This window comes from Propioniciclava sp. LT294, from assembly GCF_059516005.1.
The window spans coordinates 1-24987 of record NZ_JCAKNG010000004.1; the positions used below are offsets into that span (position 1 = coordinate 1).

Below are 24987 nucleotides of genomic sequence, written 5' to 3' on the forward strand. Positions count from 1 at the left end.
GGCGAGCACGAGTTGGAAGAACGCCTCATCGTCGATGGTGTCGAACCCGAGCCGTTCCCACGAGCCGCGAATCACGTCCACCAGCAGCTGGGAACGTTTCCCCTCGATGACCGCCACCCCGGGACGCACGCCCCGCTCGCCGGGCAACTCCAGGGCCGGCTGGTTCGCGTGCAGCTTGTCCTGGCCGATCCGCAGCAGGGCCGCCAGTTCGGCCTCATCATGTGCCGAGCCGAGGTGCTCCAAGATCGTGCGGACCCCGCTCCGTTTCTCGACGATCTGCACGGCCGTGGCCCCCGAAGCGGTCTTCACCTTCCTCAGGAACGGGCTCACCCACCCGATCCTACCGGCCCCTTTAGTGCCCCAAACCCACGAACCAAAACTCTCCGACTAGCAGTGATATCGCCCGGAACCCCAGCAATCAGCTCAAGGTGTGCAAGTCAGGTCAGCGGATCAGCCCGTCACAACCGGGTGGAAATAGTCGAAGGGTGCGGACTGAATCGGGGCCTGGAAGTGGAGCGCCATACGGACGACGTCAAGTTTGGCGCCCTTGTCGTCACGCATCTTGGTCTCTTCGGCACCCGCTGAACGCGCCTGCCCGAGGTAGTAGAACTCAGTCCCCTCAGCGTCGTCCTTCTTGACGAAGACGTGGAGCGCGACGTCGTTGTCGACAATGGCCCGGACCTCGTCGCTCTCCAGCGTTCTCCGACTCCGGGTGTACCAGGTCATTGTGGAAGGATCCACAAGCTCGTCCTCGTAGGCCGTGCTGGCGGCAACGTCATGTGCCTTGTGGAGCGTGACAAAGATCGCGCAGGTCCCGGTCTCGCGATGGACCCGGTAGCCGTACAGGGTTGACGTCCATTTGCGGGGCCAACACAAAAGTCGCGTGACCTCCTTGCGCGAATACTGCCAGCCTGGAACGAACGGCTCCCCCTCGGCGTAGCGCCGAGCCACTAGCTGCATCCCCGTCGCGACGATGTCGTCGACTGCCTCGCGGAAGTGATCGGATCCGCGGTAGGACTGCAGAACCTCGCCGTCCAATTCGATGCCATCACTGTGTACCGTTGCGATTCCGCGCCCATAGCGCTGCTGGTCAACCTCAGCGTGCTCCGCCAGGGTGAAGGTATCGGCCGCGCTGGCAAGTTGACCGCGGTCAAAAGATGCTCCCTCCCGTTCAATCGCCTCACGGAGACCATCCATGGCAATCCAGCCCGAACCGAGCAGCTCACTTAAGACCACAAACTCGTGAACGCGCTTGGCAGTCAGGACTTCGTTCGAGAGCAGGTCGAGCACCTGACGCTCCCGAGGGCTAAACCCGTAGTCAACTTGCAGAAGGTGTTCGACCAGCGCTGGGTACCCCTTGCGCCGCGTCGCCAGCACGACGGGATCGACGGAATCAAAGCGCAGGAAGTCCGACAGATGAGGGATCTTCCCCAGCCGATCCCTCAGCAGTTCGATGGCCTTCTTCAGATTGACCATGCTGTCCAGCTTGGCCGCGGTGATGGAGCGAAGGACTCGCTCCTGCGAGATCTTGTCGAAGCGGACGCTGGCCAGGCCGGGCAGGACGCCCGCTTCCTCCGCGGCGATCATGCGTTGCCGCAGGGACTCCTTGTTGAGCGACTCGTCTCCGAAGAGCGCTGTGGGGATCAGGTAGTTGTTCGTGTAGTTCCCAATGAAGTCAAGGACGATGAGGTGATCCTTGTTGGGCGCCTTTCGGAGACCGCGTCCCAACTGCTGCACGAAGACGATCGACGACTGAGTCTGGCGGAGCATGATGATCTGGTTGACAGTTGGGATATCGACGCCCTCGTTGAAGACATCCACGGTGAGGATGTAGTCGAAGTCGCCCCGCTCCAGCGCTTCAACCGCCTGCTCGCGCACACCGATGGGATCGTCTCCGGTGACCGCGCGTGTCCTCAGCGGCACACCGCGCAGTGTCCGCCGATTCAGCGCGTCGGCGAGCTTGTGCGCTTCCTCCTTGCGCGAGCAGAAGATCAGGCCTCGCGGAGGAACACTGGCCTGCCCGTACACCTCGAGCGCCCGGATCAAGTGATCCACCCGCTCGGGGGAGATCAGCTGCCGCAGGTCCGACTTCTCGGTCAGCGTCTGCCCGTCGACCAACTCCACATCAGCCACGCCGAAGTAGTGGAAGGGGGCGAGCATGTCCTCCTCGAGAGCGCGGTTCAACCTGATTTCGTACGGGACGTTGTAGTCAAACAGTCCAAAGACATTCAGCCCATCCATTCGCTCGGGTGTAGCTGTCATGCCTAGGAGGAAGTCCGGCTTGAAGTGTTCCAGCACGCGGAGATGCCCTTGGGCGGCCGCACGATGTGCTTCGTCGAACACGATGTAGTCGAACGCCTCCGGGTGAAGTTGACGGAGCACATCTGGCCGCGAGAGCGTCTGAACCGTCGCGAACAGGAACCGCGCGTCAAGGTCCTTGGCACTGCCGGAGAGCTTGCCGTAGTCCTCTGGGTCACCGCCCAGCACGCGGCGGTACTCACTGATCGTCCGATCAATGATCTGCTCGCGATGGACCACGAAGAGCATGCGCTCCGGCCCGAATGCCCGCACGTCGAGAGCCGACAGGATCGTCTTGCCCGTGCCCGTCGCCGAGATGACAATGGCTCGACGTTCGCCCGAAGCACGAACCTGAGCAATCGCACGCAACGCCTCGGCCTGCATCCGGTTCGGCTGGATCGCCTTCTCCTCGCGGATGAAGGCTTGCTCGCCACGGTCCGCGTCCAAGATCACCCGGTGAACCCTTGGACGGGCACGCCGCGGCGGCGACACATACCCCGCCTCATAGGCGGCGATCCACTCGCTCGTCAGCGGTGCCGAGTGCGCCATGTGTTGGGCCTTGAGCTCCGCGAACTGGTTCGCCAGGTCACTTCCCGTCGCTGCTGTGACCTTGAGATTCCATTCGTGGTTGGTGACGAGCGCATTCTCTGTGAGATTGGAGCTGCCCACCATGGCGGTCACTGCGCCGGCATGCTGGAAGATGTAGCCCTTGGGATGAAACGCCTCGGCCTCGTGCACGCGCACTTCGATACCCAGCTGCCCGAGGTTGAACAGCTCCTTGAATGCACCGGGGGAGTTAAAACCGAGGTAATCGGAGGTCACGATGCATCCGCTGCCGCGGTAGTCGACGAACTCCTGCTTGAGGAGGGCGATCGCTCGCGGTGACACGAAGGCGACCGAGAACAGGAAGTCAGTGCAGGTGCTCAGTTCTTCGCGGAGGATGCGTAGGACTGAATCGCCCGAGCTGTTGACCACGACGCGTGGATTCCGCTTCCTCGGAGCGGCAATGTCGTTACCCAGGTAACCAAACGCAACATCCATTCCGAGCGGCTGGCCCCAGACCAGGTCGAGCCTTGTCACGCGCAGTCCATCATGATTCTCTCCACCGCTGGGACATCGGCTGGTGCCCAGGCAAGCGTTCGCAGTTGCGACGGCTCTAACCAGACACCAGCCTGGTGCTCAGACAGCTCAGGTCGCCCCTCGACGAGCGTGCAGTAGAACGTCGTAAGTGTCACTGTTGCGAACTCGTACTCATAGGTCGTGCTCTCCACCAGCCTGCCGACACTCACCTGACAAGCAAGCTCTTCCTTGATCTCTCTTGAGAGTGCTTGCTCGGGACCCTCTCCGTCTTCCAACTTCCCGCCGGGGAACTCCCAGTACCCGCGCAGCGCTCCTGAGCCTCGCTGCGTACAGAAAATGCGCCCGTCCTCGACGATCACGGCCCCCGCGACCTCAAAGTGCTTTCGGACTACTTCCCCTGCCAACTCCATAAGGCGACCCTAGCCGAGCCTCCCGCCAATTCCGTTCCAGACCGAGCCCCTAGACATCGGCCCTTACCCGTCGTTAGGTTGCGCATGTGTAATGCCGGCGCGCTCCCGTGCACCCGGTATAGGCCCCACCGGCCGCTGCGCTCCGGGCGCGAGGCCCCAACCGGCAGCGTCTCCGGGAGAGGGTCTGGACGATCGTGCGACTGTCGTAGGTCACCACGTCCCCGTTCGTGTGCCAGATGTACACCTGGTCATTGGAGGGTCCGATCACCTGAGAGCCCACGCCGGCGTCCAGCACCTCGACCGCCGCCGCTCCCGGGGGCCGAGCGTCCAAGCCGGACGCCTACCGACCCCGAAGCCGTCAGTCCTCGTCGAGGAGGCCTTCGACGCCGTACTCCTCGTCCTCGATGCCCTTGATGATGTTGAAGCGATCGGTGTAGATCCCGCCCTTGAACTCGGCACCCAGGAAGGCGTCGGTGATGGCGAACGCCATCTCGGGAGCGACCACGAACGCGCCGAAGGCGATGATTTGGGAGCCGTTGTGCTCCCGGGTGTGGCGCGCGGTGAACGGCTCCGAGCAGACCGCGGCCCGGATGCCGCGCACCTTGTTCGCCGAGATGGAGATGCCGATGCCGGTGCCGCAGATCAGGACGCCGCGGTCGACCTTCTCGTCCCGGATGAGGTGCGCGACCTGCTTGGCGTAGTGGGCCGAGTACTCGGCCTCCCCCGTGCCGTCCCAACCCACGTCGACGACCTCGTGCCCACTCTCCTCGAGGTGGGCGACGACCTTGTTCTTCAGCTCGTGCCCGGAGGAATCACACCCGATGGCGACCTTCACGACTACTCCCCCTTCAACGCGCGGTCGGCCGCGGCGCGGATGCCGTCGGCCACGATCGTCTCGGCGAACTCGACGACCCGGTCGACGAACTCCCCGTGCGCGACCAGCGCGTTCGGCAGGAACCCGCCGCCGAGGATGGCCCGCACATGAGCGCTCACGTCCACCGCACCGGCGGTGACCTCCCGCAGCGCCTCGATCTTGGGTTCGACCATCGCGGCGGCCACCGGACCCGGGTCGAAACCGGTCGGCGGGCACACGCAGCAGATCCACGCGGCGACGGTCAGGGCCAACTGCTCGGGCATCCGGCCCTTCTCCAGCAACTCGATCGCCGGGATCGGCACCCGCTGCACCAGCTTGGTCGAGCCGTCCGACCCCACGCGAGCGGTCTTGTCGCCCAGCACGGTGTTGCTCCACCGGGCGAACAGTTGCTCGATGTAGTGGTCGGGATCGAAGCCCGACGGCAGGTCGATGCTGGGCAGGTACTCGTCCACCAGTGCCGCCCGGGCGCACTGCTCGATGAAGTCCTGGCCACGCGAATCGGGGATGGTCTCTTGACGGTCCAGGCCGCCGAGGTACGCGATGAGCGAGTGACCGCCGTTCAGCAGGCGCAGCTTCACGAGCTCGTACTTCTCCACCTCATCGCTGAAGATCGCACCGGCCGCCTCCCAGCGGGGGCGTCCGGCCGCGAACTTGTCCTCGATGACCCACATGGTGAAGAGCTCGGCCGGCACGGGGCAGGCGTCCTCGACGCCGAGCACCCGGGCGGCCACCTCGCGCGTCCCGTCGGTGGGGGCCGGGACGATCCGGTCCACCATCGCGTTCGGGAAGGTGACCGACCCGGCCAGCCATTCCATGACCTCCGGCGCGGCGCCGGCCGCCTCGAGGAACTGCGTGAGCATCGCGCGGGTCTGGTGTCCCGCCGAGAGCATGTTGTCGCACGAGAGCACCGTGATCGGCGCCCCGCCCTCGGCGTGCCGGCGGACCAGCCCGAACGCGATCTGCCCCAGCGGCGACCGCGGGTTCGCCCCGCCGTCGGCCAGGTCGGCGGCGATGTCGGGCGACTGAGTGTCCAGCCGTCCGGTCCGCGAGTCGAGGTGGTACCCGGCCTCGGAGATCGTCAGCGTGAGGATCTTGTGGTGCGGGTCGGCGATCGCGGCCAGCACCTCAGGACCGTCCTCCGCCGCGACGAGGGTGCGGCGGTGGACGTCCACGACACCGACCTCCTCGGTGCCGGGGTCGAGCGTGACCACGCTGTAGCGGTGGTCCTGCGCCTCCATGGCGTCGATGACCTTGCGCGAGCGGTTCGCGATGCCGACGATGCCCCAGTCGCCGGGCTCCTCCGCCAGGGCGAGCGCGGTGTACACCGCCGCGTGTGCCCGGTGGAAGTTGCCCAGCCCGAAGTGGACGATGCCGGTCTGCTCCGGCGCGCTGGCCCCGATCTGGTGGCCCGTGATGTCGGTGGTGCGGTTGAGTCGAGTCATGGCTCGGTGTGCTTCCTAACGGTCGACGCGGGCGGAGCCTCCGCCGGCGAGCTTGAGGACTTCGGCCTTGGTGGCCATGGACGTGTCACCGGGCGTGGTCATCGCCAGCGCTCCGTGCGCGGCGCCGTACTCGACGGCCGTCTGCAGCGGCTGGCCGTCCAGCAGCCCGAAGATCAGGCCGGACGCGAACGAGTCGCCCCCGCCCACCCGGTCGAGGATCTCCAACTCCCGGAACGTCGAGGTCACCACCCCGGTCTCCCGCGACCACGCCAGCGCACCCCACCCGTTGCGGGAGGCCGAGTGCACCGTCCGCATCGTGTTCCCGATCACCTGGAAGTTCGGGTACTCCTCCGCCGCCCGCTCGATCATCCGTGCGAAGCTGTCGGTCTCCAGGTCGGCGAGGTTGTCGTCGACACCCTCGACCTCCAGGCCCAGGCAGGCGGTGAAGTCCTCCTCATTGCCGATCATCACGTCGATGTACGGCGCGATCGCCTTGTTGACCTCCTGCGCCTTCGCGTGACCGCCGATCGCGCTCCACAGGCTGGGCCGGTAGTTCAGGTCGTAGGACACCACCGTGCCGTACTTCTTGGCCGCCTTGACCACGTCGATCACCGTCTGCGCCGACGTCTCCGACAGCGCCGCGTAGATGCCACCGGTGTGCAGCCAGCGCACCCCGAGCTCACCGAACAGGTGGTCCAGGTCGAAGTCGGACGCCCGCACCTGGCTCGCCGCCGTGTGCCCACGGTCCGACACCCCCACCGCACCCCGGACGCCGAAACCACGCTCGGTGAAGTTCAACCCGTTGCGGACCGTCCGGCCGACGCCGTCGGAGGCCACCCAGTGCACGAACCGGGTGTCGACCCCACCGGCCAGCATGAAGTTCTCCACCAGCCGACCCACCTCGTTGTCGACCAACCCGGTCAACACCGCCCCACGCAGGCCGAAGCACGCGCGCAGGCCCCGGGTGACGTTGTACTCACCGCCCCCCTCCCAGGCGGCGAACTGGCGAGCCGTCCGGATCCGACCCTCACCCGGATCCAGACGCAGCATCACCTCACCCAACGACACCGCATCGAAGGCGCACTCCTCCACCGGACGCAACGTGACGGACATGACTCAGGACTCCTCGATCGAACGGACCAGCGCGACCGCCTCGCGCGTCAGCTTCTCCAGGGCGGCGTAGTCGCCGGCCGCCAGCAGGTCACGCGGGCACATCCACGAACCCCCCACCGCCGCGACGCTGGCCACCGCCAGGTAATCGGCCAGGTTCTTCGGCCCCACCCCGCCGGTCGGCACGAAGCGGACGTCGCCGAACGGCGCCGCCAACGCCTTGATCGCCGCCACCCCACCCGACGTCTCGGCGGGGAAGAACTTCACGGTGTCCAAGCCCAACTCCGACGCCGCCTGCACCTCCGTCGCGGTCACCGCACCCGGCAACACCGGGACGCCGAGCTCCTGGCAACGCCGCACGACGGCCACCGACAAGCCCGGCGACACGATGTACTGCGCACCCGCCTCCACGGCCTGGTCGACCTGAGCCGGCGTCCGGACCGTGCCCGCGCCCACCAGCACTCCGCCATGGGCGGCCATCGCCTTGATCGCGTCCCGCGCCGCGGGCGTCCGGAACGTCACCTCCGCCACCGGCAGGCCACCGGCCATCAGGGCCTCGGCCAGACCCGTCGCCGTGCCGGCATCGTCAACCACCACCACCGGCACCAAGCGGTGCTCGAACAATGCTGCCAAGGGCGTCATCGCATGCTTTCCTGTCTGTTCGTTCGTCCGTGCTTGCGGTCAGCGCAGGTCGGTGACCGGCCTGTGGTCCATGTCGTCGAAGTCCTGGTTCTCCCCGGCCATCGCCCACACGAAGGCGTAGGCGCGGGTGCCCACACCCGAGTGGATCGACCAACTCGGGGAAATGACGCCCTGCTCGTTCGCGACGACCAGGTGCCGGGTCTCGTCCGGCTGCCCCATGAGGTGGACCACCCGGGCGTCGTCGGCGACGTCGAAGTAGAGGTAGGCCTCCATGCGCCGGTCGTGCGTGTGGGCAGGCATGGTGTTCCACATGCTGCCCTCGTGCAGGACGGTCACGCCCATCGAGATCTGGCAGCTTCGGATGCCGTCGGGGTGGATGTAGCGGTTCAGGGTCCGGCGGTTGGACGTCGCCTGCTCCCCCAACTCGCGGATGTCGCTCTCGCCCGGGTTCACGCCCACGGTGGGGAACTCGGCGTGGGCCGGCGCGGAGAACAGGTAGAACCGGCCCGGGGCGGCGAAGGTGACCTCGCGCGCACCGCGTCCGACGTAGAGGCACCCCTTGTTGCGGACGGTGTGCCCGGTGCCGTCCACGGTCACGACGGCGTCCGGGCCGACGTTGACGATGCCCAGTTCGCGACGGTCGAGGAAGTGCTCGGCGCGCAACTCGGCCGGGGCCGTGAGAGCCAGCGGCTGCGCCTCGGGGACGACGCCACCGATGATCACCCGGTCCTGGTGGCTGTAGACCAGCGTGACCTCGCCGGGCACGAACAGCTCCTCGATCAGGAAGCGCTCGCGCAGTTCGGCCGTCCTCATCTGCGCGACGTGTTCGGGCGCGGTGGCGTAGCGGCTCTCCATGGTGTCTCCTTCGTGGGGTGGGACGTCAATCCCGGGACTGGTCGATGTGACGCTGCATGGCCGCGATGTCGAGATCGCCGAGGCCGGCAGCGTTCAGGTCTTCGTAGAGCGTGCGCAGGAAGGTCGTCACCGGCATGGGTGTCTGGCTCGCCGCGCCGGCCTCGAGGGCGAAGCGCAGGTCCTTGGCCATGAACTTCGCCGGGCCGGACACCGTGTAGTCGAAGGAGGTGAACTTCTCGCGCTTCTGGTCGAGCACGGCCGAGGCCGCCAGGCCGCGGGACAGCACGTCGAACAACGTGGCGAGGTCGATGCCGGCGTCCCGGGCCAGCAGGGACGCCTCCGCCAGGGCCGCCACCTCGGCTGCCACGATCAACTGGTTGCAGGCCTTGGTGACCTGCCCGGCGCCCAACGGTCCGAGGTGGGTCGGCGTCCCGCAGGCGGACAGCACGGGCCAGACCTTCGCGACCTCGGCGTCCGTCCCGCCGACCATGATCGACAAGGTGCCGTCGACGGCCTTCATCTCCCCGCCGCTGACCGGGGCGTCCACCACGGCGACGCGGCCCCCGGATCCGGCTGCCGCCGCGCCGGCGAAGGCACGGAGGGCAGCCGGGGAGACGGTCGACGAGATGACCAGCGTGAGGTCACCGGAGACTCCCGCCCACAGCCCGTCGGGGCCATCGAGCAGGCCCTCCAACTGGGGCAGGTCGGGCAGCATCGAGATCACCACGTCGCTGGACGCCGCCACCTGCGCGGGGGTGCCCACCGCGGCGATCCCGTCCACCGCCATCGCGGCCGCCACTTCGGGACGCCTGGCCCACACCGTGACCGGGAGCCCTGCTCGAGCGATGTTGGCGGCCATCGGGCCGCCCATGATCCCCGGGCCGAGGAGTCCGACCCGAGGCGTCGGCCGCGTGTCCATCAGTAGAACTCCACGGTGTTCACGGCGTTGACCAGCGGCTCGCCGTCGAGCAGGCGGCGGGCGTTCTCGGCGAACATCTCCGCGATCGCCCGGTCCTCACCGGCGTTCAGGGCGGCCGTGTGGGGTGCGATCACCACGTTGTCGAACCCCCACAGGGGGCTGTCGGGCGCCAGCGGTTCCACCGAGGTGACGTCGAGGGCGGCGAAACCGACCTGGCCGGACTCGAGCCGACTGATCAGCGCGTCCTCGTCCAGGGACGAACCCCGGCCCACGTTGACGACGATGACACCCGGAGCCGCGGCGTCCAGTGCCTGCTCACCCACGAGTCCCTCGGTGGTGGCCGTTCCCGGCAGCGCCAGGACGATGGCGTCAGCACCACGGCACGCCTCGACCAGTTCGTCGGTGGTGTACAACTCGTCGACGTCCACGTCCTTGATCGACCGGTTGACCCCCACCACGCGGGCACCGAGCGCCTTGAACCGGCTCACGATGCCCTGCCCGATGGCTCCCAGGCCGACCACGACGACGGTCATCTCGTGGACCTGACGCATCGCCCAGCGCGTCGGCCACGAGCGTTCGGCCTTGAGTGCCTGCAGGCGGTGGAGATCCTTCGCGCCGGCGAGCACGCCGAACACCGCGAACTCGGCGAGCGGCCCCGAGTGCGGCCCGGCGGAGGTGCTCCACGCGATGCGGTCGAGGTCCTCCTGCGCCAGGCCGGCGGCCTTGATCTGGCCCCCGCCGCCGGCGGCCATGGTGTGCACCCACCGCAACCTCGGGTTGGCCGCCACGGTCCGGGCCAGCGCCCGGGGGTTCGTGTCCGGAATGCCGTACAGGGCGTCCGCGCTGTCCACGAGGGCGTCGAAGGCGGCCTGTTGGTCCGGCGTCCGGCTGAAGGTGGGGTCACCCTCGTGGTCGCCCGGCCACCGCATGGGCGGCAGCAGGTCCTGGTCGACGAGGAGTTCGATCCGCGGCTCGCGCTCGGCGAGCAGGTCACACAGTTCGGGGATCAGGGGGGTGGCGACCACGACCCGCAGCTTCTCCGTCACGTCACTGGTCCCAGACATCGATCAGGACCTTTCCGGATGCGTCGGAGTCCTTGGCGACGGCGAAGGCATCGACGGCCTGCTCGGCGTCGATGACGTGGCTGATCACGGCCTCGACGTCCGGGGAGGCGGCCAGCAGCGCGACCGCCTCATCGATCTCGTCGTCGAACCTGAAGCAGCCGCGCCACTCGAGTTCCTTGGAGACCAGCCCGGCCAGCACCAGTTCCATCGGCCGGTTGGGGAACATCCCGACCTGGGCGAGGATGCCGCGCGGCTTCAGGGCGTCGATGCAGGCGGCGATCGAGGATCGGGCGGCCGAGCACTCCATCGCCACGTCGAACTCGCCCGTGGGCAGCGGGGATTCGCCCGCCCGGTGGGTCTCGGCGAAGCCCATCTGGTTGGCCCGGGCCAGCGGGCCGGCCAGGACGTCGGACACGGCCACCCGGGCAGCCCCCCGGGCGCGGGCGGCGAAGGCGACGAGCAGCCCGATGGGGCCGGCGCCGGACACGGCCACCGAGCGGCCGGTCAGGTCCCCCGCGATCGTGCAGGCGTGCAGGGCGACCGCCAGCGGTTCGGCGAGGGCCGCCCGCTTGAGGTCGAGTTCGGGGGGCAGGACGCGGATCATGTCCCGGCCGACCAGGAGGAACTCCTGCAGGCCGCCCTGGGTGTGCGGCCACGTGGACGCGCTGCCCAGGTAGGAGCCACCCGGACGCAGGTGGCGCAAGCGCTCCATGCCGGGCCGGTCCGGCCCGAAGGTCGCCGGGTGCACCGTGACGGGGGTTCCGGGGGTCCACTCACCGCGCGGGTCCAGGTCGATGACCCCGGACAACTCGTGTCCGGGAACGAGCGGCTCCTTCACCACGAAGGCACCGTTGGCACCCTCGAAGTAGTAGTGCAGGTCGGAGCCGCAGATCCCCACGTAGCGGACGCGGATGCGCACCTGGTCGGCCGAGGGTTCCGGCGCGGTGGACACCTCGACGGAGGCGTCCTCCTTGCCCCGGATGGCGAAGGACTTCATGAAAAGCCCCTTTCTTTTGTCAGCGAGAGATTTCGCCGCGGATCAGCGGATCAGGCCGAACTGCCGCGGCAGCCAGAGCGAGAGCTCAGGCACGAACTGGACGATGAGCAACGTCACCATGAGGGCGACGAAGAAGGGCAGGAGCGGCATGATGACGTCCTCCACCTTCTTGCCGGCGACGCGGGCACCGACGAACAGCACCGGCGCCGATGGCGGAGAGATCACCGCGAGGCACATGTTGAAGACCATCATGATTCCCAGGTGCACCGGGTGGATGCCGAAGTACTGCGTCGCGATGGGCAGGAAGATCGGCGTGAAGATCAGGATGGCCGGCGTCGCGTCGAGCGGGATGCCGATGATGAGCAGGATGGCCATCATGATCAGCAGGAACACCACCTTGGAGTCGGTGACCGACACCATCCACTCGCCGATGAGCCGCGGGATGCGGGAGTAGGTCATGACGTAGCTCATGATCGAACTCAGGGCGATGAGGAAGATGACCACGGACGAGGTGCGCGTGGCGTCCAGCAGGATCTTCGGGAAGTCGTGGAGGGTGATCGTCCGGTAGACCAGCGACAGGGCCACGGCGTAGACCACGGCGATGGCCGCACCCTCGGTCGGAGTGAAGAACCCGAAGACGATGCCACCGATGACGACGATGACCAGGCCGAGGCTGGGCGTCGCGCGCCACAGCGCCACGAGGGCTTCCTTGGGCTTGGGCCAGTGGGACCCGCGCAGCTCGGGGCGCCTTCGGGCATACAGCCAGACCATCAGCATGCAGGTGAACATCCACAGGATCCCGGGGATGTAGCCGGCCAGGAACAGGGCGCCGACCGACACCTGGGAGACCAGGCCGTACACGATCAGCACGTTCGACGGCGGGATCAGCATGCCGGAGGGGGCCGAGGCGACGTTGGTGGCCGCGGCGAAGTTCATGTCGTAACGGTCCCGGCGCTGGGCGGGGGCCATGACCGCACCCACGGCGGAGGCGCCGGCGAGGGCCGATCCGGAGATGGAGCCGAACATGGCGTTCGCGATGACGTTGGTCTGCGCGAGGGCGCCGGGCATCTTGCCGGTCAGGGCTCGTGCGAGGTCGATCAGCCTGCCCGCGATGCCGCCCTGGTTCATGATCGTTCCCGCCAGGACGAAGAACGGGATGGCGAGCAGGGGGAAGGAGTCGATGCCGTTGTAGATCTTCTGGGCCGCGGTGTAGAGCCCGCGTTCGCTGCCCATCAGGATCACGGCGCAGATGGCGGAGGGGAGGCCGATGGAGACCGAGACCGACACACCGATGGCCATGAGGCCGAACATGCCGATGACCAGGATCAAGCCGACCAGGAGAGGTTCGCTCATCAGATGGACTCCTCACTCAGCTTGGAGACGTCGATGGCGTCGTCGTCGACGACTTCGACGGGGTTCACGATGGTCTGGATGATGTGGAGGATCGAGTAGAGGACGATGATGACGCCGCTGATGGTGACCGCGAGGAACAGCGCACCCGCCGAAACCGGCAGGAGCTGCACCACGTCGTCCCAACCGGCGGCCACCACGCGCATGCCGCCGTACACCATGACCCAGCCGGCGAAGAAGCCGACGATGGCGTGGGCGAGGACCTCGACGGACTTCACCACGCCCGAGGGCAGCTTGCGCACCAGGAAGTCGATGGCGACGTCGTCCTTCTCACCGATCACGTAGGCGGCGCCGATCAGGCCCTGCCAGATGAACACGGTGCGGGCCGCGACCTCCGTCCACGGGTCGCCGGACTGCAGCACCAGGCGGACGAAGACCTGCCAGACGACCAGCCCGACCAGGACGACGAACAGGATGATGCAGAACCAGCGGAGGAAGGCGTCCAAGCCCTTCTTGAATGCCGCGAGATAGCGCATGAGGGTTCCTTTCGACCCGTGCAGGGGGCCGATGCCGGCCGTGTGGCCGGCACCGGCACCGATGGGGCCGATGGCCCCGATCGCCCTTACTTGGCCGGGTAGGCGGCGTTCGCCTTCTGGACGGCGTCGAAGAGGGCCTGGCGGACCGGGTTGTTGATGGACTTCTGGACCAGCGGCTGGACGCGGGCCTTGAAGGCGGCCGTGTCGACGTCCGTGACGAACTCGGCGCCGGTGGCCTCGGAGCGGCTCTTCGACTCATCGACGAACTTGACGAAGCCCTCGTTGGCCTCCTTCACGGTCTCCGGGATGAGGTCGAGCAGGATCTTGCGATCCGCCTCGGGCATCGCGTTGAGCGTCTGGGTGCTCATGAGCAGGTAGTCGGGGATCATCAGGTGCTTGGTGTAGGAGTAGAACTTGGCGACCTCGTCGTGCTTCAGGGCGTTGAACACGGTCTCGTTGTTCTCGGCGCCGTCCAGCACGCCGCTCTGCAGGGCGGTGTAGACCTCGCCCTGGCCCATCGGGGAGGCGACGCCGCCCATGTCGTTGATCATGGCGACCTGCGAGTCGGACTGCTGGACACGGATCTTCATGCCCGCGAGGTCCTCGGGCGAGCGGACGGCCTTGGTGCCGTACACGTTGCGGACGCCGGAGTACAGCGCCGACAGGACCGTGATCTTCTTGGGACCCTCGATCGACTTCTTGAGGTCACCCATGACGGCCTCGTCCGAGAAGACCGCCTGCTGGGCCTCGACGCTGTCGAACATGTACGGCAGGTTGAAGACGATGAAGTCCTGGTTGAACGACTCCATGACCGGGCCGCCGATGTACATCATGTCGACGGAACCGTCGGAGACGTTGTTGACGACGTCGCTCTGGGTGCCGAGGGTCTCGTTGGCGTAGACCTCGATGGTGTACCGACCGGCGGTGGCGTCCTTGAGCTTCTTGCCCAGGCTCTCCGCGGCCTTGTACTGCGGGTGCTGCTCGGTCTGGTTGAAGGCCAGCCGGAGGGTCGTGGTCTTCTGGGCGGGCGCCGACCCCCCGGGCTGCGCCGCAGCGCCGCCGCAGGCGGAGAGGGCAACAGCGGTGATTCCGGCGATCAGTGCCGCACCGATGCGCTTGGCTTTCATGGTCACTCCTTTTGCTTCGTTGCAGGGACTCATCGGCGAGCCCCGGTTCGGGTCCTACTCATCGCCCGCGTGCCCGGATGACACACGGCTGGCTTGGTGGGGGACGTCCAGCACTGCGCTGTTGACGACGTTCCTGGGCTCGGCACCGGTCAGGATGCGAGCGACGTTCTCGACGGTTCGGCGCTTCAGCTCGCCGTAGCTCTCCTCGCTGTACCAGGCCATGTGCGGGGTGACCGTGACCTGGGGGAAGGACAACAGCTCGTGCTGGCGGGGCAGGGGCTCGACCTCGGTGACGTCCAGCGCCGCGGCGCGGATCGTCCCGGTGCGCAGCGCGTCCACCAGTGCCTCGGTGTCGATGACGCCGCCACGAGCCGTGTTGACCAGGACCGCGTCGGGACGCATGAGGGCGAATTCATCGGCTCCGATGAGGTGTCGCGTGACCTCGGTGAGGGGCACGTGGATCGACACCACCGAGCTGCGCATCAGCAGTTCCTGGAGGCCGACGCACGCGTAGCGGCCGCCCGACATCCCGGGCCCCAGGGGGTCGTGGTAGAGGACCTCGAAACCCAGGCCGCGGGCCTTGTCAGCCGTGGCGCGTCCGATGCGGCCCAGCCCGATGACGCCGAAGGTGCGGCCGCGCACCAGGTGCAGGGGCCGGACGGACGGGAAGTCGAAATCGCCCGCACGCACCGCCCGATCCAGCCGGGCGACCTCGCGCACGGAGCCGAGGGCCAGCGCGATGGCGTGGTCGGAGACGGCCTCGGTGCCGTAGTCGGGGACGTTGCAGACCACGACGCCCCGCTCGGTCGCGGCGGCCAGGTCAATGGTGTCGACGCCGACCCCGTACCGGCCCACGGCGCGGACCGTCGGCAGGGCATCCAGGACGGCGCCGTCGATGCGGGCGTACTGGACCACCAGGCCATCAGCGCCCTGGGCGTTCGCGATCAGCTCCTCGGTGGAGCGGGACTGGCAGACCACCAGTTCAACTCCGGCCGCTGCCGCTGCCTCGAGCTCCTGCTCGAAAGCGTCGTGATCGCACTCCGTGATGACGATCTTCAAGGTCCACCTCCCCTCGCCCCGTTGCGAACTTCGAGCATCGTGGCACAAAGATGCTACCTTTCACAAGACGTTTCAACCCAAAGATGCGATCTTTCTTCGGGATAGCATGACGGGGGAACGCATGCCCCAGGAGAATGAGATGCCGGCACCCGTGTTGCACCAGGCAGTCGTTGAGCAGATCGGCCAGGCCATCGTCAACGGAGAGCTCTCCGCGGGGACGGCGGTGATCCTCGATGACGTCATGCAACGGACGCAGTCGTCCCGGACCGTGGCCCGTGAAGCCGTCCGGGTTCTGGAGACCTTGGGGATGGTCGCCATGAAGCGCCGCATCGGCAATGTCGTGCTGTCCCGGTCGAACTGGCGGGTCAGCGATCCCCGGGTCATCCGCTGGCGCCTGAGCGGAGTCCACCGCACCGAGGAACTCGATCAGCTGATGCAGTTGCGTGCCGGCATCGAACCGATCGCCGCACGGCTCAGCGCGTGCTCGGCACCCGCCGACGTGGGCCCCCGCATGACGGAGTTGGCCGAGACGATGACCCGGATGGGGCTGCTGGGCCAAGGGATCAGCGAGGAGTTCCTGGCCGCCGACCTCGAGTTCCATCGCCTGCTGGTCACCTCGAGCGGCAACGACCACATCATGGCGTTCTCCGACACCTTGGCCGTCATCCTGACCGAGCGGAACCGACTCGGGCTGCTCGGCGACTTCCCCGATCCACGCTCCATGGCGGCCCATCGAGCCCTGGGAGAGGCGATCACCCTGCGCTCCCCCAGTGCCGCCGAGGCGGCCACCCGCACCATGGTCGACATCGTCCACGCCGAGGTGCTCGCCCCGGATCAGGACCCGGGCCAGGACAGCGGGCCCGAGGAACCTGCCCTCCTGTCCGGCTGATCCGGCCGTGGGGGCCCCTTGCGTCCCACCCCTGGTGACAGCAACTGTTCACTTCCACCCCACGTGATGGTCACCCGGCTGCACGATAGTCGGAACGTCCTGTTCGGCCACCACGAAGGATCACCATGCGCATCTCGAAGGCATGGGCGACGACCGCGATCGCGGCGCTCGCCCTGACCGCAGCGGCGGCACCCGCCCACGCGGCCCCGAACCTGCGTTCGGAACAGACCGCCCAGATCACCCTGCTCTCCACCACGGACACGCACGGGAACGTCCTCAACTGGGACTACTTCAAGAACGCTCCCTACAAGGGCAATGAGGTCGGTGTCGCCCAAGCCGGCACGGTCATCGAGCGCATCCGCGCCGAGGAGGGCGCGGACTCCGTGGTGGTCGTCGACAACGGTGACACCATCCAGGGCACGCCGCTGTCGTACTACTACGCCAAGCAGGAGCCCATCACCGAGACGGGCCTGGACCACCCCATGGCGCTGGCGTTCAACACGGTCGGCTACGACGCGGTGAACATCGGCAACCACGAGTTCAACTACGACCTGCCGATGCTGGGCGCCTACTCCGACGACCTCGACGCCCCGCTGCTCGGCGCCAACGTCGTGGACGCCACCACCGGCAAGCCGCTGCACACCCCGTTCACGGTCGTCGAGCGCAAGCCCGAGGCCAACAAGTCGGTCAAGATCGGCATCCTCGGCCTCACCACCCCGGGCTCCATGGTCTGGGACAAGGGCTACCTCGAGGGCAAGGTGCACATCGAGGACATGGTCGAGGCCGCCCAGAAGTGGGTGCCGCAGGTCAAGGCCGCCGGCGCCGACATCGTCGTCGTCCTCTCCCACTCGGGCAAGGCCGGCACCCAGTCCGTCGCAGCGGGTGCTGAGAACGCCTCCGACCTCATCGCCAAGCAGGTCCCCGGCATCGACGCCATCGTCATGGGTCACAGCCACCGGATGGTCGCGCACGAGCAGGTCACCAACGACGTGTCCGGCGAGCAGGTCGCGCTCGTCCAGCCGCGCTACTGGGCGTCGTCGGTGAACGAGCTCACCTTCGACCTCAAGAAGGTCAAGGGCCGGTGGGACGTCGTCGCCACCGCGGGCACCAACCACCCCGTCGCCGGCGAGACGCCGCTCCCCGCGCTCGCGCAGGCCATCGCGCAGTACCACGCCAAGGCCGTGGAGTACGTCAACCGGGTCATCGCCACCTCGGTCCAGGAGCTGCCGGCGTCCGAGTCGCGTTACAAGGACACCGCGATCATCGACTACATCCAGATGGTGCAGACCGACACCGTGAGCAAGGCACTGGCCGGCACCCAGTACGCCTCCCTGCCGATCGTCTCGATCGCCGCCCCGTTCAGCCGGACCGCGGTCTTCCCGCAGGGCGACATCACGATCCGCGACATGGCGGGCCTCTACATCTACGACAACACGCTGCACGCGTCGACCCTGACCGGCGCCCAGTTGGACGACTACCTCGAGTACTCCGCCGCCTACTTCAAGCAGGTCACGGACGGGACCTTCGACCCGGCGAGGGACACCAACGCCCCGGTCGACGGACGGTCGCAGCCGGATTACAACTACGACATCGCCGCGGGCCTGACCTACTCGATCGACCTGACCAAGCCGGTCGGCCAGCGCGTCACCATCACCGCCAACGCGGACGGCTCCGCGTTCGACACCGCCCAGACCTACGTGGTCGCGGTCAACAACTACCGCCGCTCCGGTGGCGGTTCCTTCCCACACATCGCCAGTGCACCGCTGGTCTACGACGAGGGCAAGGAGATCCGCCAGTTGCTGATCGACTGGGCCGTCGAGCACCAGGTCATCGACCCGGTCGATTTCTACGTCGAGAACTGGCACCTCACCCTCGGTGACACGGTCGTCAACCCATGAGCACCTGCTCCTGATGCCGGTCGCATCGGCGGCTCCCCTCGTGGGGGCCGCCGATTGCGTTCCCCCTGGGCCGTGGCCGTCTGTCCTACCTCGGCCCGGCCGCGGCGTCGTGGATCGTCCCATGCTCCGGGGTCGCGCTGGCCGGGCCCCCACCGGCCGGCGTCGTCGGCATGTCGTTCGCCCTGGCCTCCCTGCCGGCCTGGGCGTGCTGTGCGTGCCGGCCGGACGCCACCTGCTCCACCTGGCCCGGGAGTGACAGTGCCTGGTCGCGCTGGTCGCCGCCCCCCAGCCGACCGGCGGCGGCGACGATCGCGCGGCAGTCGTCGACGATGCGAACCCCCGCCGCCGTGAGGGCACCCACCCCGTCCGGCCCGCGCGTGATGAGTTCGGCACCGACCACGCTCTCCAAGCGGCGCAGGTGTTTGGAAACCGCCGAGATGGACAGGTTCAACTCCTCGGCAGCACGACCGAAGTGACGGTGGGTGTGCACGGCCAAGAACACGCGGAGAGACAACACCTCGACATCCACGCGCACTCCTGACCCGCACGAGGCAACGGCGTTTCCGATGGGGAAAGACCCATTCCACCGGAGCACGATGACGACTTAGCGTAGGTCCGCTGGCTTATGTCTGTCATCACCCCCAAGAGCCGCGGCGCAGGCCGCCCACGGCCCATTGCACCGCCCGCCTGAGAACGGCCCGGCGGTCTCCTTCATGGCATCGACCCACCCCCCGAAAGGTCACCCCATGTCCCGATTTCTGCGCGCCCTCGTGGCGCTCGCCCTGGTGGGCGGGCTCACGCTGGTCGCCCCACCGTCCGCCAACGCAGCCCCGTCCGAGCGCGTCCGCGTGATCGTCGAACTCCACAACCTCGACGCCGCGCGATCCGTGGCGCGGAGCACGCCCGCGGCGTCCGACATCAAGACCACGACCTACTCGCCGTACCTGATCATGGAAGTCCCGCGCCAAGCCCTGCAGGGCCTGCGGCGCAACCCCAACGTCCGCGCGGTCACCGAGGATTTCGCCCAGGCGCCCAGCCTGGTCAGCTCCCTTCCGGTCATCAACGGCGACGACGTGCACACGCTCGGGTTCACGGGGAGCGGCGCCACGGTGGCCGTCCTGGACACGGGCATCGACACCGACCATCCGTTCCTGGGCGCCGGCGGCAGCCGCATCGTCGCCCAGCACTGCTTCTCGACCGACAACGCCTCCAGCGACACGCTGTGTCCGGACGGGACCTCCGAGGACACCTCGGCCGATGCCACCACCGCCCAGTGCCTCAACGGCACGGCCAACCTCTGCACCCACGGCACCCACGTCGCGGGGATCGTGGCCGGCAGTCGCGGCAGCGACCCGGCCGCCGACGCCACCGTCGGCGACGGCGTGGCGCCCGCGGCCCAGGTGGTCGCGGTGCAGGTCTTCTCGCGGTTCAATGCCGCGGCGGACTGCGCCCCCGGCGCGGCACCGTGCGTGCTCACCTGGTCGTCGGACCAGATCCTCGCCCTCGACTGGGTCCGGGGACAGGCCGCCGCGCACCCGACCTGGAACCTCGTGGCGTCCAACATGAGCCTCGGGGGCGGCATGGAGACCGCGGCGTGTGACTCGGACAGCCGCAAGGCCGCCATCGACGCCAACCTGACCGCCGGCATCGCCACCGTGGTCGCGGCCGGCAACGACGGCTACCTCGACGCGGTGGGAGCGCCCGGCTGCATCTCCTCGGCCTTCACCGTGGGGGCCACCGACGACGCGGACGCCCTGGCGGGCTTCAGCAACCGCGGCCCCCAGGTGGACGTGCTCGCGCCGGGCGTCGGCATCGTGTCATCCGTCCCGGACGACACCTACGGCAGCAAGAGCGGCACCTCGATGGCCACCCCCATGGTGGCCGGCGCGCTGGCCGTCCTGCGGGCGGCCAGCCCCACCCGCCCGCTCGGCAGCCTGCTCAGCGACATCACCAGCACCGGCGTCCCGGTCACGTACGCCACCAACTCGGCGGGTACGACCACCCGGACCAGCCCGCGGCTGAACCTGCTCGCAGCACTCCAGGCAGCCGACCAGCCGCCGACCGTCGCCGTGACGCAAGCCGCCGTGACGGTGGCCGAGGGATCCCCTGCCACCAACGGCGTCACCGCCTCGGACACCGACGGAACGATCGCGTCCGTGAGCGCCAGCCTCGGCGTGCTCGCCGCCACCGGCAGCGGCACCTGGAACTGGTCCTACACGCCGCCGGACGGTCCCGCCACCGAGACCGTGACGATCACCGCCACCGACGACAAGGGCGTGTCCGCCACGACGTCGTTCACGCTGACGGTCACCAACGTGGCGCCCACCGTCACGATCGACTCGCTCAGCGGCGCCGACGAGGGCGGCCTCGTGACCCTGACCGGTCACTTCACCGATCCGGGTACCGACACCCACACGGCCGGCGTGGACTGGGGCACCACCCAGGGCACGGAGGTTTCCCTGACGGTGACCGGGACGTCGGTCATGGCCACCTACCGCTACGGCGACAACGGCAGCTACGGGCCGGTCACGCTCACCGTCACGGACAGCGACGGTGCCAGCGGCTTCGCCACCGGGGCCTCTGCCGCGGTCGCGAACGTGGCACCCACGGCCGCCATCACCGGTCCGGGCGCGACGACCTGGAACGGCCAGCAGATCATCTTCGGGACGGCCGGCACCGCGATGGACTTCACCGCGGCGTCCAGCGACCCCGGAAGTGACGACCTGACCTTCGACTGGGCGTTCGGCGACGGGGGCACGGCGAGCCACACCAGCCTCGTCAACGCTCCCGCGACCGATCCGGCCGACAGTCCGACGAACCAGCCCAGGACCGACGTCCCCGACACCGCGCCGCACACCTATTCGATCGCGTGCGCCGCGACCCTGGGCCTGACCCTCACCGACGATGACGGCGGTAGCGGCAGCGACACCGCCCAGGTCGTCGTGCTGGGCACGTCGACGGACGCCGGCACGCTGGGCGTCTGGCAGACCGACTTCCGCGACAAGCGCAGCAAGCTCCACACCGCAGCAGAGAAGGAGTGTCTGCTGTCGGTGGTCCGCGTGCTGAGCAGCGAGTTCAGCGAGGTCCGTACGTTGGACACGATCAACGACGCCGCCACCGTGCTCTACCCGAAGAACACCGCCAACCCGACCGACCAGTTCGACGCCATGCTGCTCGCGCTGTGGCTGAACGTCGCCGATGGTTCGATCAGGCTCTCCGACGGCGTCGACAGCGACAACGACGGCACCGTCGACACCACGGTCGGTGCGGTCCTCCAGTCCGGCGAGGCGCTCCGGTTGAGCCCCAGCCCGGATCGATCCGAACTGCTCCGCTACAAGAGCCTCTACGAGGCCATCAACGCGGCGCACTGACACATCGGGCCCGGATCCATCGGTGCTCCTCCGGTGGGTCCGGGCCCTCCCCTCGGCTCTCCCCAGGCAAGGTGACTCCATGACACGCCGCGGCCTCCTCGCACTGACGATCGCGCTGCTGCTCGCCGCCTGCGGCGGCCCCGGCAGCGGGGCGCCCCAGACATCCGGCGCCAGCGCGCCGAGCCCGACCGCGCCGAGTCCAGCCGCGCCGTCCGCCTCGGTCGCGGCGTCGGCACCCGCGTCGGCCGCCCTCAGCCCACCTGCACCCAGCACGGCGAAGTCCACTCCTCGGCCCACACGGAGCCCCTCGACGTCCCCGACTCCTGCCCCGCGCGACCTGGTGCGGGTGATCGTCGAGCTCGACGACGCCGCGTTCGCCGACGACGTCCTGGCGGCCTTCCCGGACGCGACCAACGTCCGCCGGACGCAGTACTCGCCCCTGATCATTCTGGAGGTGCCCGAGTCTCGGTTGCCCGCGTTGCGGCGGCAGCCCCACGTCGAGCATGTCACCATCGACGCCGCCGACCCGCCCTCCGGCTGACGCGCCGGCCCGGCCTCATCCGGTCGAAGGAGGCACCTTCGGCGTCCGGGGCGGGTGACCGGCCAGTTCGGACGCCGCCAGTCCGGCGAGCAGCAGGGTCGCGCCGAGGGGATAGGCGACGGTCCACAGGGACCGCTCGTCGGTGGGGCCGCCGAACGCGAACACGCCGATCCCACGGCCCTCACCGTTGTCGTACCGCAGGGTGAGCAGCATCATGAACGTCGCCCATCCGGCCCACCACGGCCAGCGACGATCGCGGTGGACGAAGCCCACGATCGCGGCACACAGCGGCCACCAACCGAGGATCACCAACCAGATCCAGTGGTGCTCCCAGGAGAAGGGCGCGGCGAAGGCGGACGCCACCCCGACGACCCCGGCGGCGAGGACGGGCGCCCCTCGCCGCATGAGGCGTCCGGCCAGCAGGATCGCCAGCCCGCACACGAGGGAGGCACCCACCACCCAGACCCAGCCCGGGGCGTCCGGCCAGAAGCGTGCCAGCACCCCGTCGAGGGACTGGTTGACGATCCACTCCGAGGGCGCGATGCGGGCGGTGTCGAGCATGGCGTGGGTCCAGAAGGCGACGGCGTCCCGCCAGAGGAGGACGAGCCCGAGCGCGACCGTGACCGCGAAGGTGATGAGGGCCGTGAGGGCGGCGCGCCACTGGCGGGTCCACAGGAGGAGAAGGACGAACAGCAGTGGCGTCAGCTTGATGCCCGCGGCGAGGCCGATGAGGAGACCGGCCCACTTCTTGCCGCCCTTGACGGCGACGAGGTCGGCGACGACCAGCGCCATCAGGACGATGTTGATCTGGCCGAGGAACAGGGTGTCCGCCAGCGGGAGGAGCAGGAAGGTGTAGCCGAGTCCCAGGCAGGCCGCGGTGCCACGGGTGATGATCGAACCCGCCCCGCCGGCCTCGCGCGCGATCATCGCGACGGTCCAGATGACGAGCATGAGGTTGACCGTGATCATCGCGATCGACAGGACGGTGTCGCTCATCAGGACCATGGGCGTGAAGAGCAGCGCGGCGAACGGCGGGTAGACGAAGTAGAGGGGGCCGTGGACGGGTTCGTACAGCGGACGCCCTTGGAGCATGGCTTCCACGCCGCCGCGGTAGACGAACACGTCGATGCGGAACGCCTCGTGGGGCTCGTTGAGCACCATCCCGAACCAGTAGGCGAAGGACACGACCGCGAACAGGAACGCGACCAGTTCGATGCGGCGCCGGATCGTGGGGATGTCTCCGCGGGTGGCGGTCAGGTGGCGGCGCATGCCCCCACTATGTCGGACCCGGAGGGTCGCGACGAAGGTCGGACGCCCGCCGCGAGGCCGCCGTGGCAGCCGCCGCGAGGAGGGCGACGCTACAGCCGATCGCGACCGGGACGACCACGCCGATCCAGCCGAAAGCCATCCACGAGAAGCCGACCGCCCAACCCAGCACCGCGGAACCCGAGTAGTAGAAGACGTTGTAGAGCGCGGTCGCCTGCGCTCGGGCCTGCGCGGGCGCCCGGTGCCCGGCCCAGGCGGAGGCGACCGCGTGGGCACCGAAGAAGCCGGCGGTGAAGATCAGGAGGCCCGTGATGATGACGGGCACGGGGTCGGCGAGCATGATCGCCAGGCCCGCGGCCATCACCAGGGTGGAGCCGACCAGCGAGCGGTAGCGGCCGAACCGCGGCACGAGGCGTCCGACCCAGGCGGCGCTCATGGTGCCGGCGAGGTAGGAGACGAACAGCCAGGAGACGACCGTGGTCGGGAGGTGGTACCCCGGCCCCTCGAGCCGGAACGCGAGGTAGTTGTAGACCGCCACGAATCCACCGAAGAGCATGAAGGCGGTCAGGTAGAGCGCGAGGAGCCCGGGATCCCGAAGACAGGAGATGACCCCCCGGGTGACGTCGGTCAGCGACGCCGGGCGTGCGGTGTGGCCCCGCGCCGGGGGCATGAGCGCGAAGAACGCGGCGGCGGCCCCGACACAGAGGAGGGCGACGACGGCCAGACCCGGACGCCAACCCCAGAACCCGGCGACGAAGCCGGCCACGAGGCGTCCGCTCATGCCACCGATGGAGGTGCCCGCGATGTAGACCGCGGCCGCGGACGCCGTGAACCGCGCGTCGATCTCGTCGTGCAGATAGGTGACCGCGAGGGCGGGGAGTCCGCCGAGCGCGAGCCCCTCCAGGAAGCGGGTGGCCAACAGGAACTCGAGCCCGGGGCTGAACGCGGTCAGGACGCCGAGGACGGCTGACGCGGCGATGGCCACCCGCATGGCGGCCAGGCGGCCGAACCGGTCGGCGGCCCACGACCACGGGACGACCGCGAGCGCGACGCCGAGCATGGCGAGCGACACCGTGAGCGCGACGTCGCTGGGCGCCGCCTCGAGGTCGGCGCTCAGCACCGTCAAGAGGGCTTGTGGCGAGTGGAGTTGTGCGAACGTCGCCACACCGGCCGCGCCGAGCCCGATCAGGATCCGTCGGTACTCGTGCGAGTCACGGTGGTGACCGATCCAGTGGTGGCCATCTGTTGTCAACGCTGCG

At 68.5% G+C, this 24987-nt stretch carries 21 protein-coding genes and 1 pseudogene; 4 read left to right on the top strand and 18 right to left on the bottom strand.

Annotation, left to right across the window (positions count from 1 at the left end; translation table 11 throughout):
• From AC5YDA_RS06420 to AC5YDA_RS06490, 15 genes and pseudogenes are all read right to left on the bottom strand, one after another.
• A pseudogene (locus AC5YDA_RS06420) lies at positions 1–330 on the bottom strand (IS1634 family transposase); the annotation flags it as partial.
• Positions 331–450: 120 nt separating this feature from the next.
• Positions 451–3378, bottom strand: a complete 2928-nt coding sequence (locus AC5YDA_RS06425) for a DUF3427 domain-containing protein (RefSeq protein WP_496189748.1) — start codon at positions 3376–3378, stop codon at positions 451–453.
• On the bottom strand, positions 3375–3788 hold the full coding sequence (locus tag AC5YDA_RS06430; RefSeq protein ID WP_496189749.1) for a (deoxy)nucleoside triphosphate pyrophosphohydrolase: 414 nt from the start codon (positions 3786–3788) through the stop codon (positions 3375–3377). The genes AC5YDA_RS06425 and AC5YDA_RS06430 overlap by 4 nt, the downstream gene beginning before the upstream one ends.
• A 358-nt stretch (positions 3789–4146) precedes the next feature.
• Positions 4147–4623: a ribose 5-phosphate isomerase B gene (gene rpiB, locus AC5YDA_RS06435; protein ID WP_496189750.1), complete on the bottom strand. Its 477-nt coding sequence runs from the start codon at positions 4621–4623 to the stop codon at positions 4147–4149.
• 2 nt (positions 4624–4625) lie between these two features.
• Positions 4626–6104, bottom strand: coding sequence for a mannitol dehydrogenase family protein (locus tag AC5YDA_RS06440; protein ID WP_496189751.1), 1479 nt, complete (start codon positions 6102–6104; stop codon positions 4626–4628).
• A 15-nt stretch (positions 6105–6119) separates the two neighbouring features.
• Entirely contained in the window at positions 6120–7217 is a 1098-nt protein-coding gene (locus AC5YDA_RS06445) for a sugar kinase (RefSeq protein WP_496189752.1), read from the bottom strand.
• A 3-nt stretch (positions 7218–7220) separates the two neighbouring features.
• The gene (gene eda / locus AC5YDA_RS06450; RefSeq protein ID WP_496189753.1) at positions 7221–7847 is read right to left on the bottom strand and encodes a bifunctional 4-hydroxy-2-oxoglutarate aldolase/2-dehydro-3-deoxy-phosphogluconate aldolase; all 627 of its coding nucleotides are present in this window, start codon (positions 7845–7847) and stop codon (positions 7221–7223) included.
• A gap of 48 nt (positions 7848–7895) precedes the next feature.
• A complete protein-coding gene (kduI, locus tag AC5YDA_RS06455) occupies positions 7896–8711 on the bottom strand; it encodes a 5-dehydro-4-deoxy-D-glucuronate isomerase (RefSeq protein ID WP_496189754.1) in 816 nt (271 codons plus the stop codon).
• A gap of 25 nt (positions 8712–8736) precedes the next feature.
• The gene (locus AC5YDA_RS06460; protein ID WP_496189755.1) at positions 8737–9630 is read right to left on the bottom strand and encodes an NAD(P)-dependent oxidoreductase; all 894 of its coding nucleotides are present in this window, start codon (positions 9628–9630) and stop codon (positions 8737–8739) included.
• Positions 9630–10694 carry a D-2-hydroxyacid dehydrogenase gene (locus AC5YDA_RS06465; RefSeq protein WP_496189756.1) on the bottom strand — a complete coding sequence of 355 codons (1065 nt, stop codon included), beginning with the start codon at positions 10692–10694 and terminating at the stop codon, positions 9630–9632. Before AC5YDA_RS06465 ends, AC5YDA_RS06460 begins: the two co-directional genes overlap by 1 nt.
• On the bottom strand, positions 10678–11691 hold the full coding sequence (locus AC5YDA_RS06470) for a zinc-binding dehydrogenase (protein ID WP_496189757.1): 1014 nt from the start codon (positions 11689–11691) through the stop codon (positions 10678–10680). The genes AC5YDA_RS06465 and AC5YDA_RS06470 overlap by 17 nt, the downstream gene beginning before the upstream one ends.
• Positions 11692–11733: 42 nt before the next feature.
• Positions 11734–13044 carry a TRAP transporter large permease gene (locus AC5YDA_RS06475; RefSeq protein ID WP_496189758.1) on the bottom strand — a complete coding sequence of 437 codons (1311 nt, stop codon included), beginning with the start codon at positions 13042–13044 and terminating at the stop codon, positions 11734–11736.
• Complete coding sequence (locus tag AC5YDA_RS06480) at positions 13044–13577, bottom strand: TRAP transporter small permease (protein WP_496189759.1); 534 nt, start codon at positions 13575–13577, stop codon at positions 13044–13046. The genes AC5YDA_RS06475 and AC5YDA_RS06480 overlap by 1 nt, the downstream gene beginning before the upstream one ends.
• Before the next feature lie 86 nt (positions 13578–13663).
• A complete protein-coding gene (locus tag AC5YDA_RS06485) occupies positions 13664–14704 on the bottom strand; it encodes a TRAP transporter substrate-binding protein (RefSeq protein WP_496189760.1) in 1041 nt (346 codons plus the stop codon).
• Between the two features lie 54 nt (positions 14705–14758).
• A complete protein-coding gene (locus tag AC5YDA_RS06490; protein ID WP_496189761.1) occupies positions 14759–15763 on the bottom strand; it encodes a C-terminal binding protein in 1005 nt (334 codons plus the stop codon).
• Between the two features lie 121 nt (positions 15764–15884).
• Here AC5YDA_RS06490 and AC5YDA_RS06495 point away from each other — a divergent pair, with 121 nt between their 5' ends.
• Both AC5YDA_RS06495 and AC5YDA_RS06500 read left to right on the top strand, forming a co-directional pair.
• Entirely contained in the window at positions 15885–16652 is a 768-nt protein-coding gene (locus AC5YDA_RS06495) for a FadR/GntR family transcriptional regulator (protein WP_496189762.1), read from the top strand.
• Positions 16653–16777: 125 nt separating this feature from the next.
• Positions 16778–18550 (top strand): bifunctional metallophosphatase/5'-nucleotidase, encoded by a 1773-nt coding sequence (locus tag AC5YDA_RS06500; RefSeq protein ID WP_496189763.1) that lies wholly within the window; start codon positions 16778–16780, stop codon positions 18548–18550.
• Positions 18551–18635: 85 nt separating this feature from the next.
• On the opposite strand, the gene AC5YDA_RS06505 is transcribed toward AC5YDA_RS06500, so the two are convergent.
• Positions 18636–19079 (bottom strand): LysR family transcriptional regulator, encoded by a 444-nt coding sequence (locus tag AC5YDA_RS06505; protein WP_496189764.1) that lies wholly within the window; start codon positions 19077–19079, stop codon positions 18636–18638.
• A 217-nt stretch (positions 19080–19296) separates the two neighbouring features.
• Here AC5YDA_RS06505 and AC5YDA_RS06510 point away from each other — a divergent pair, with 217 nt between their 5' ends.
• Positions 19297–21921, top strand: a complete 2625-nt coding sequence (locus tag AC5YDA_RS06510; protein WP_496189765.1) for a S8 family peptidase — start codon at positions 19297–19299, stop codon at positions 21919–21921.
• 79 nt (positions 21922–22000) lie between these two features.
• Positions 22001–22462 (top strand): hypothetical protein, encoded by a 462-nt coding sequence (locus AC5YDA_RS06515; RefSeq protein ID WP_496189766.1) that lies wholly within the window; start codon positions 22001–22003, stop codon positions 22460–22462.
• 15 nt (positions 22463–22477) lie between these two features.
• On the opposite strand, the gene AC5YDA_RS06520 is transcribed toward AC5YDA_RS06515, so the two are convergent.
• Together AC5YDA_RS06520 and AC5YDA_RS06525 are read right to left on the bottom strand one after the other, a co-directional pair.
• The gene (locus tag AC5YDA_RS06520; protein WP_496189767.1) at positions 22478–23731 is read right to left on the bottom strand and encodes a glycosyltransferase 87 family protein; all 1254 of its coding nucleotides are present in this window, start codon (positions 23729–23731) and stop codon (positions 22478–22480) included.
• 7 nt (positions 23732–23738) lie between these two features.
• Positions 23739–24980: an MFS transporter gene (locus AC5YDA_RS06525; RefSeq protein WP_496189768.1), complete on the bottom strand. Its 1242-nt coding sequence runs from the start codon at positions 24978–24980 to the stop codon at positions 23739–23741.
• Positions 24981–24987 lie beyond the last annotated feature (7 nt).

What these genes read in the sequence shown, in the direction of transcription:
- AC5YDA_RS06430 (WP_496189749.1), bottom strand. Translation starts at nt 3,788, where the DNA reads ATGGAGTTGGCAGGGGAAGTAGTCCGAAAGCACTTTGAGGTCGCGGGG.
- kduI (WP_496189754.1), bottom strand. Translation starts at nt 8,711, where the DNA reads ATGGAGAGCCGCTACGCCACCGCGCCCGAACACGTCGCGCAGATGAGG.
- AC5YDA_RS06470 (WP_496189757.1), bottom strand. Translation starts at nt 11,691, where the DNA reads ATGAAGTCCTTCGCCATCCGGGGCAAGGAGGACGCCTCCGTCGAGGTG.
- AC5YDA_RS06485 (WP_496189760.1), bottom strand. Translation starts at nt 14,704, where the DNA reads ATGAAAGCCAAGCGCATCGGTGCGGCACTGATCGCCGGAATCACCGCT.
- AC5YDA_RS06440 (WP_496189751.1), bottom strand. Translation starts at nt 6,104, where the DNA reads ATGACTCGACTCAACCGCACCACCGACATCACGGGCCACCAGATCGGG.
- AC5YDA_RS06475 (WP_496189758.1), bottom strand. Translation starts at nt 13,044, where the DNA reads ATGAGCGAACCTCTCCTGGTCGGCTTGATCCTGGTCATCGGCATGTTC.
- AC5YDA_RS06460 (WP_496189755.1), bottom strand. Translation starts at nt 9,630, where the DNA reads ATGGACACGCGGCCGACGCCTCGGGTCGGACTCCTCGGCCCGGGGATC.
- AC5YDA_RS06500 (WP_496189763.1), top strand. Translation starts at nt 16,778, where the DNA reads ATGCGCATCTCGAAGGCATGGGCGACGACCGCGATCGCGGCGCTCGCC.
- AC5YDA_RS06510 (WP_496189765.1), top strand. Translation starts at nt 19,297, where the DNA reads ATGTCCCGATTTCTGCGCGCCCTCGTGGCGCTCGCCCTGGTGGGCGGG.
- AC5YDA_RS06515 (WP_496189766.1), top strand. Translation starts at nt 22,001, where the DNA reads ATGACACGCCGCGGCCTCCTCGCACTGACGATCGCGCTGCTGCTCGCC.
- AC5YDA_RS06495 (WP_496189762.1), top strand. Translation starts at nt 15,885, where the DNA reads ATGCCCCAGGAGAATGAGATGCCGGCACCCGTGTTGCACCAGGCAGTC.
- AC5YDA_RS06520 (WP_496189767.1), bottom strand. Translation starts at nt 23,731, where the DNA reads ATGCGCCGCCACCTGACCGCCACCCGCGGAGACATCCCCACGATCCGG.
- AC5YDA_RS06480 (WP_496189759.1), bottom strand. Translation starts at nt 13,577, where the DNA reads ATGCGCTATCTCGCGGCATTCAAGAAGGGCTTGGACGCCTTCCTCCGC.
- AC5YDA_RS06445 (WP_496189752.1), bottom strand. Translation starts at nt 7,217, where the DNA reads ATGTCCGTCACGTTGCGTCCGGTGGAGGAGTGCGCCTTCGATGCGGTG.
- AC5YDA_RS06465 (WP_496189756.1), bottom strand. Translation starts at nt 10,694, where the DNA reads ATGTCTGGGACCAGTGACGTGACGGAGAAGCTGCGGGTCGTGGTCGCC.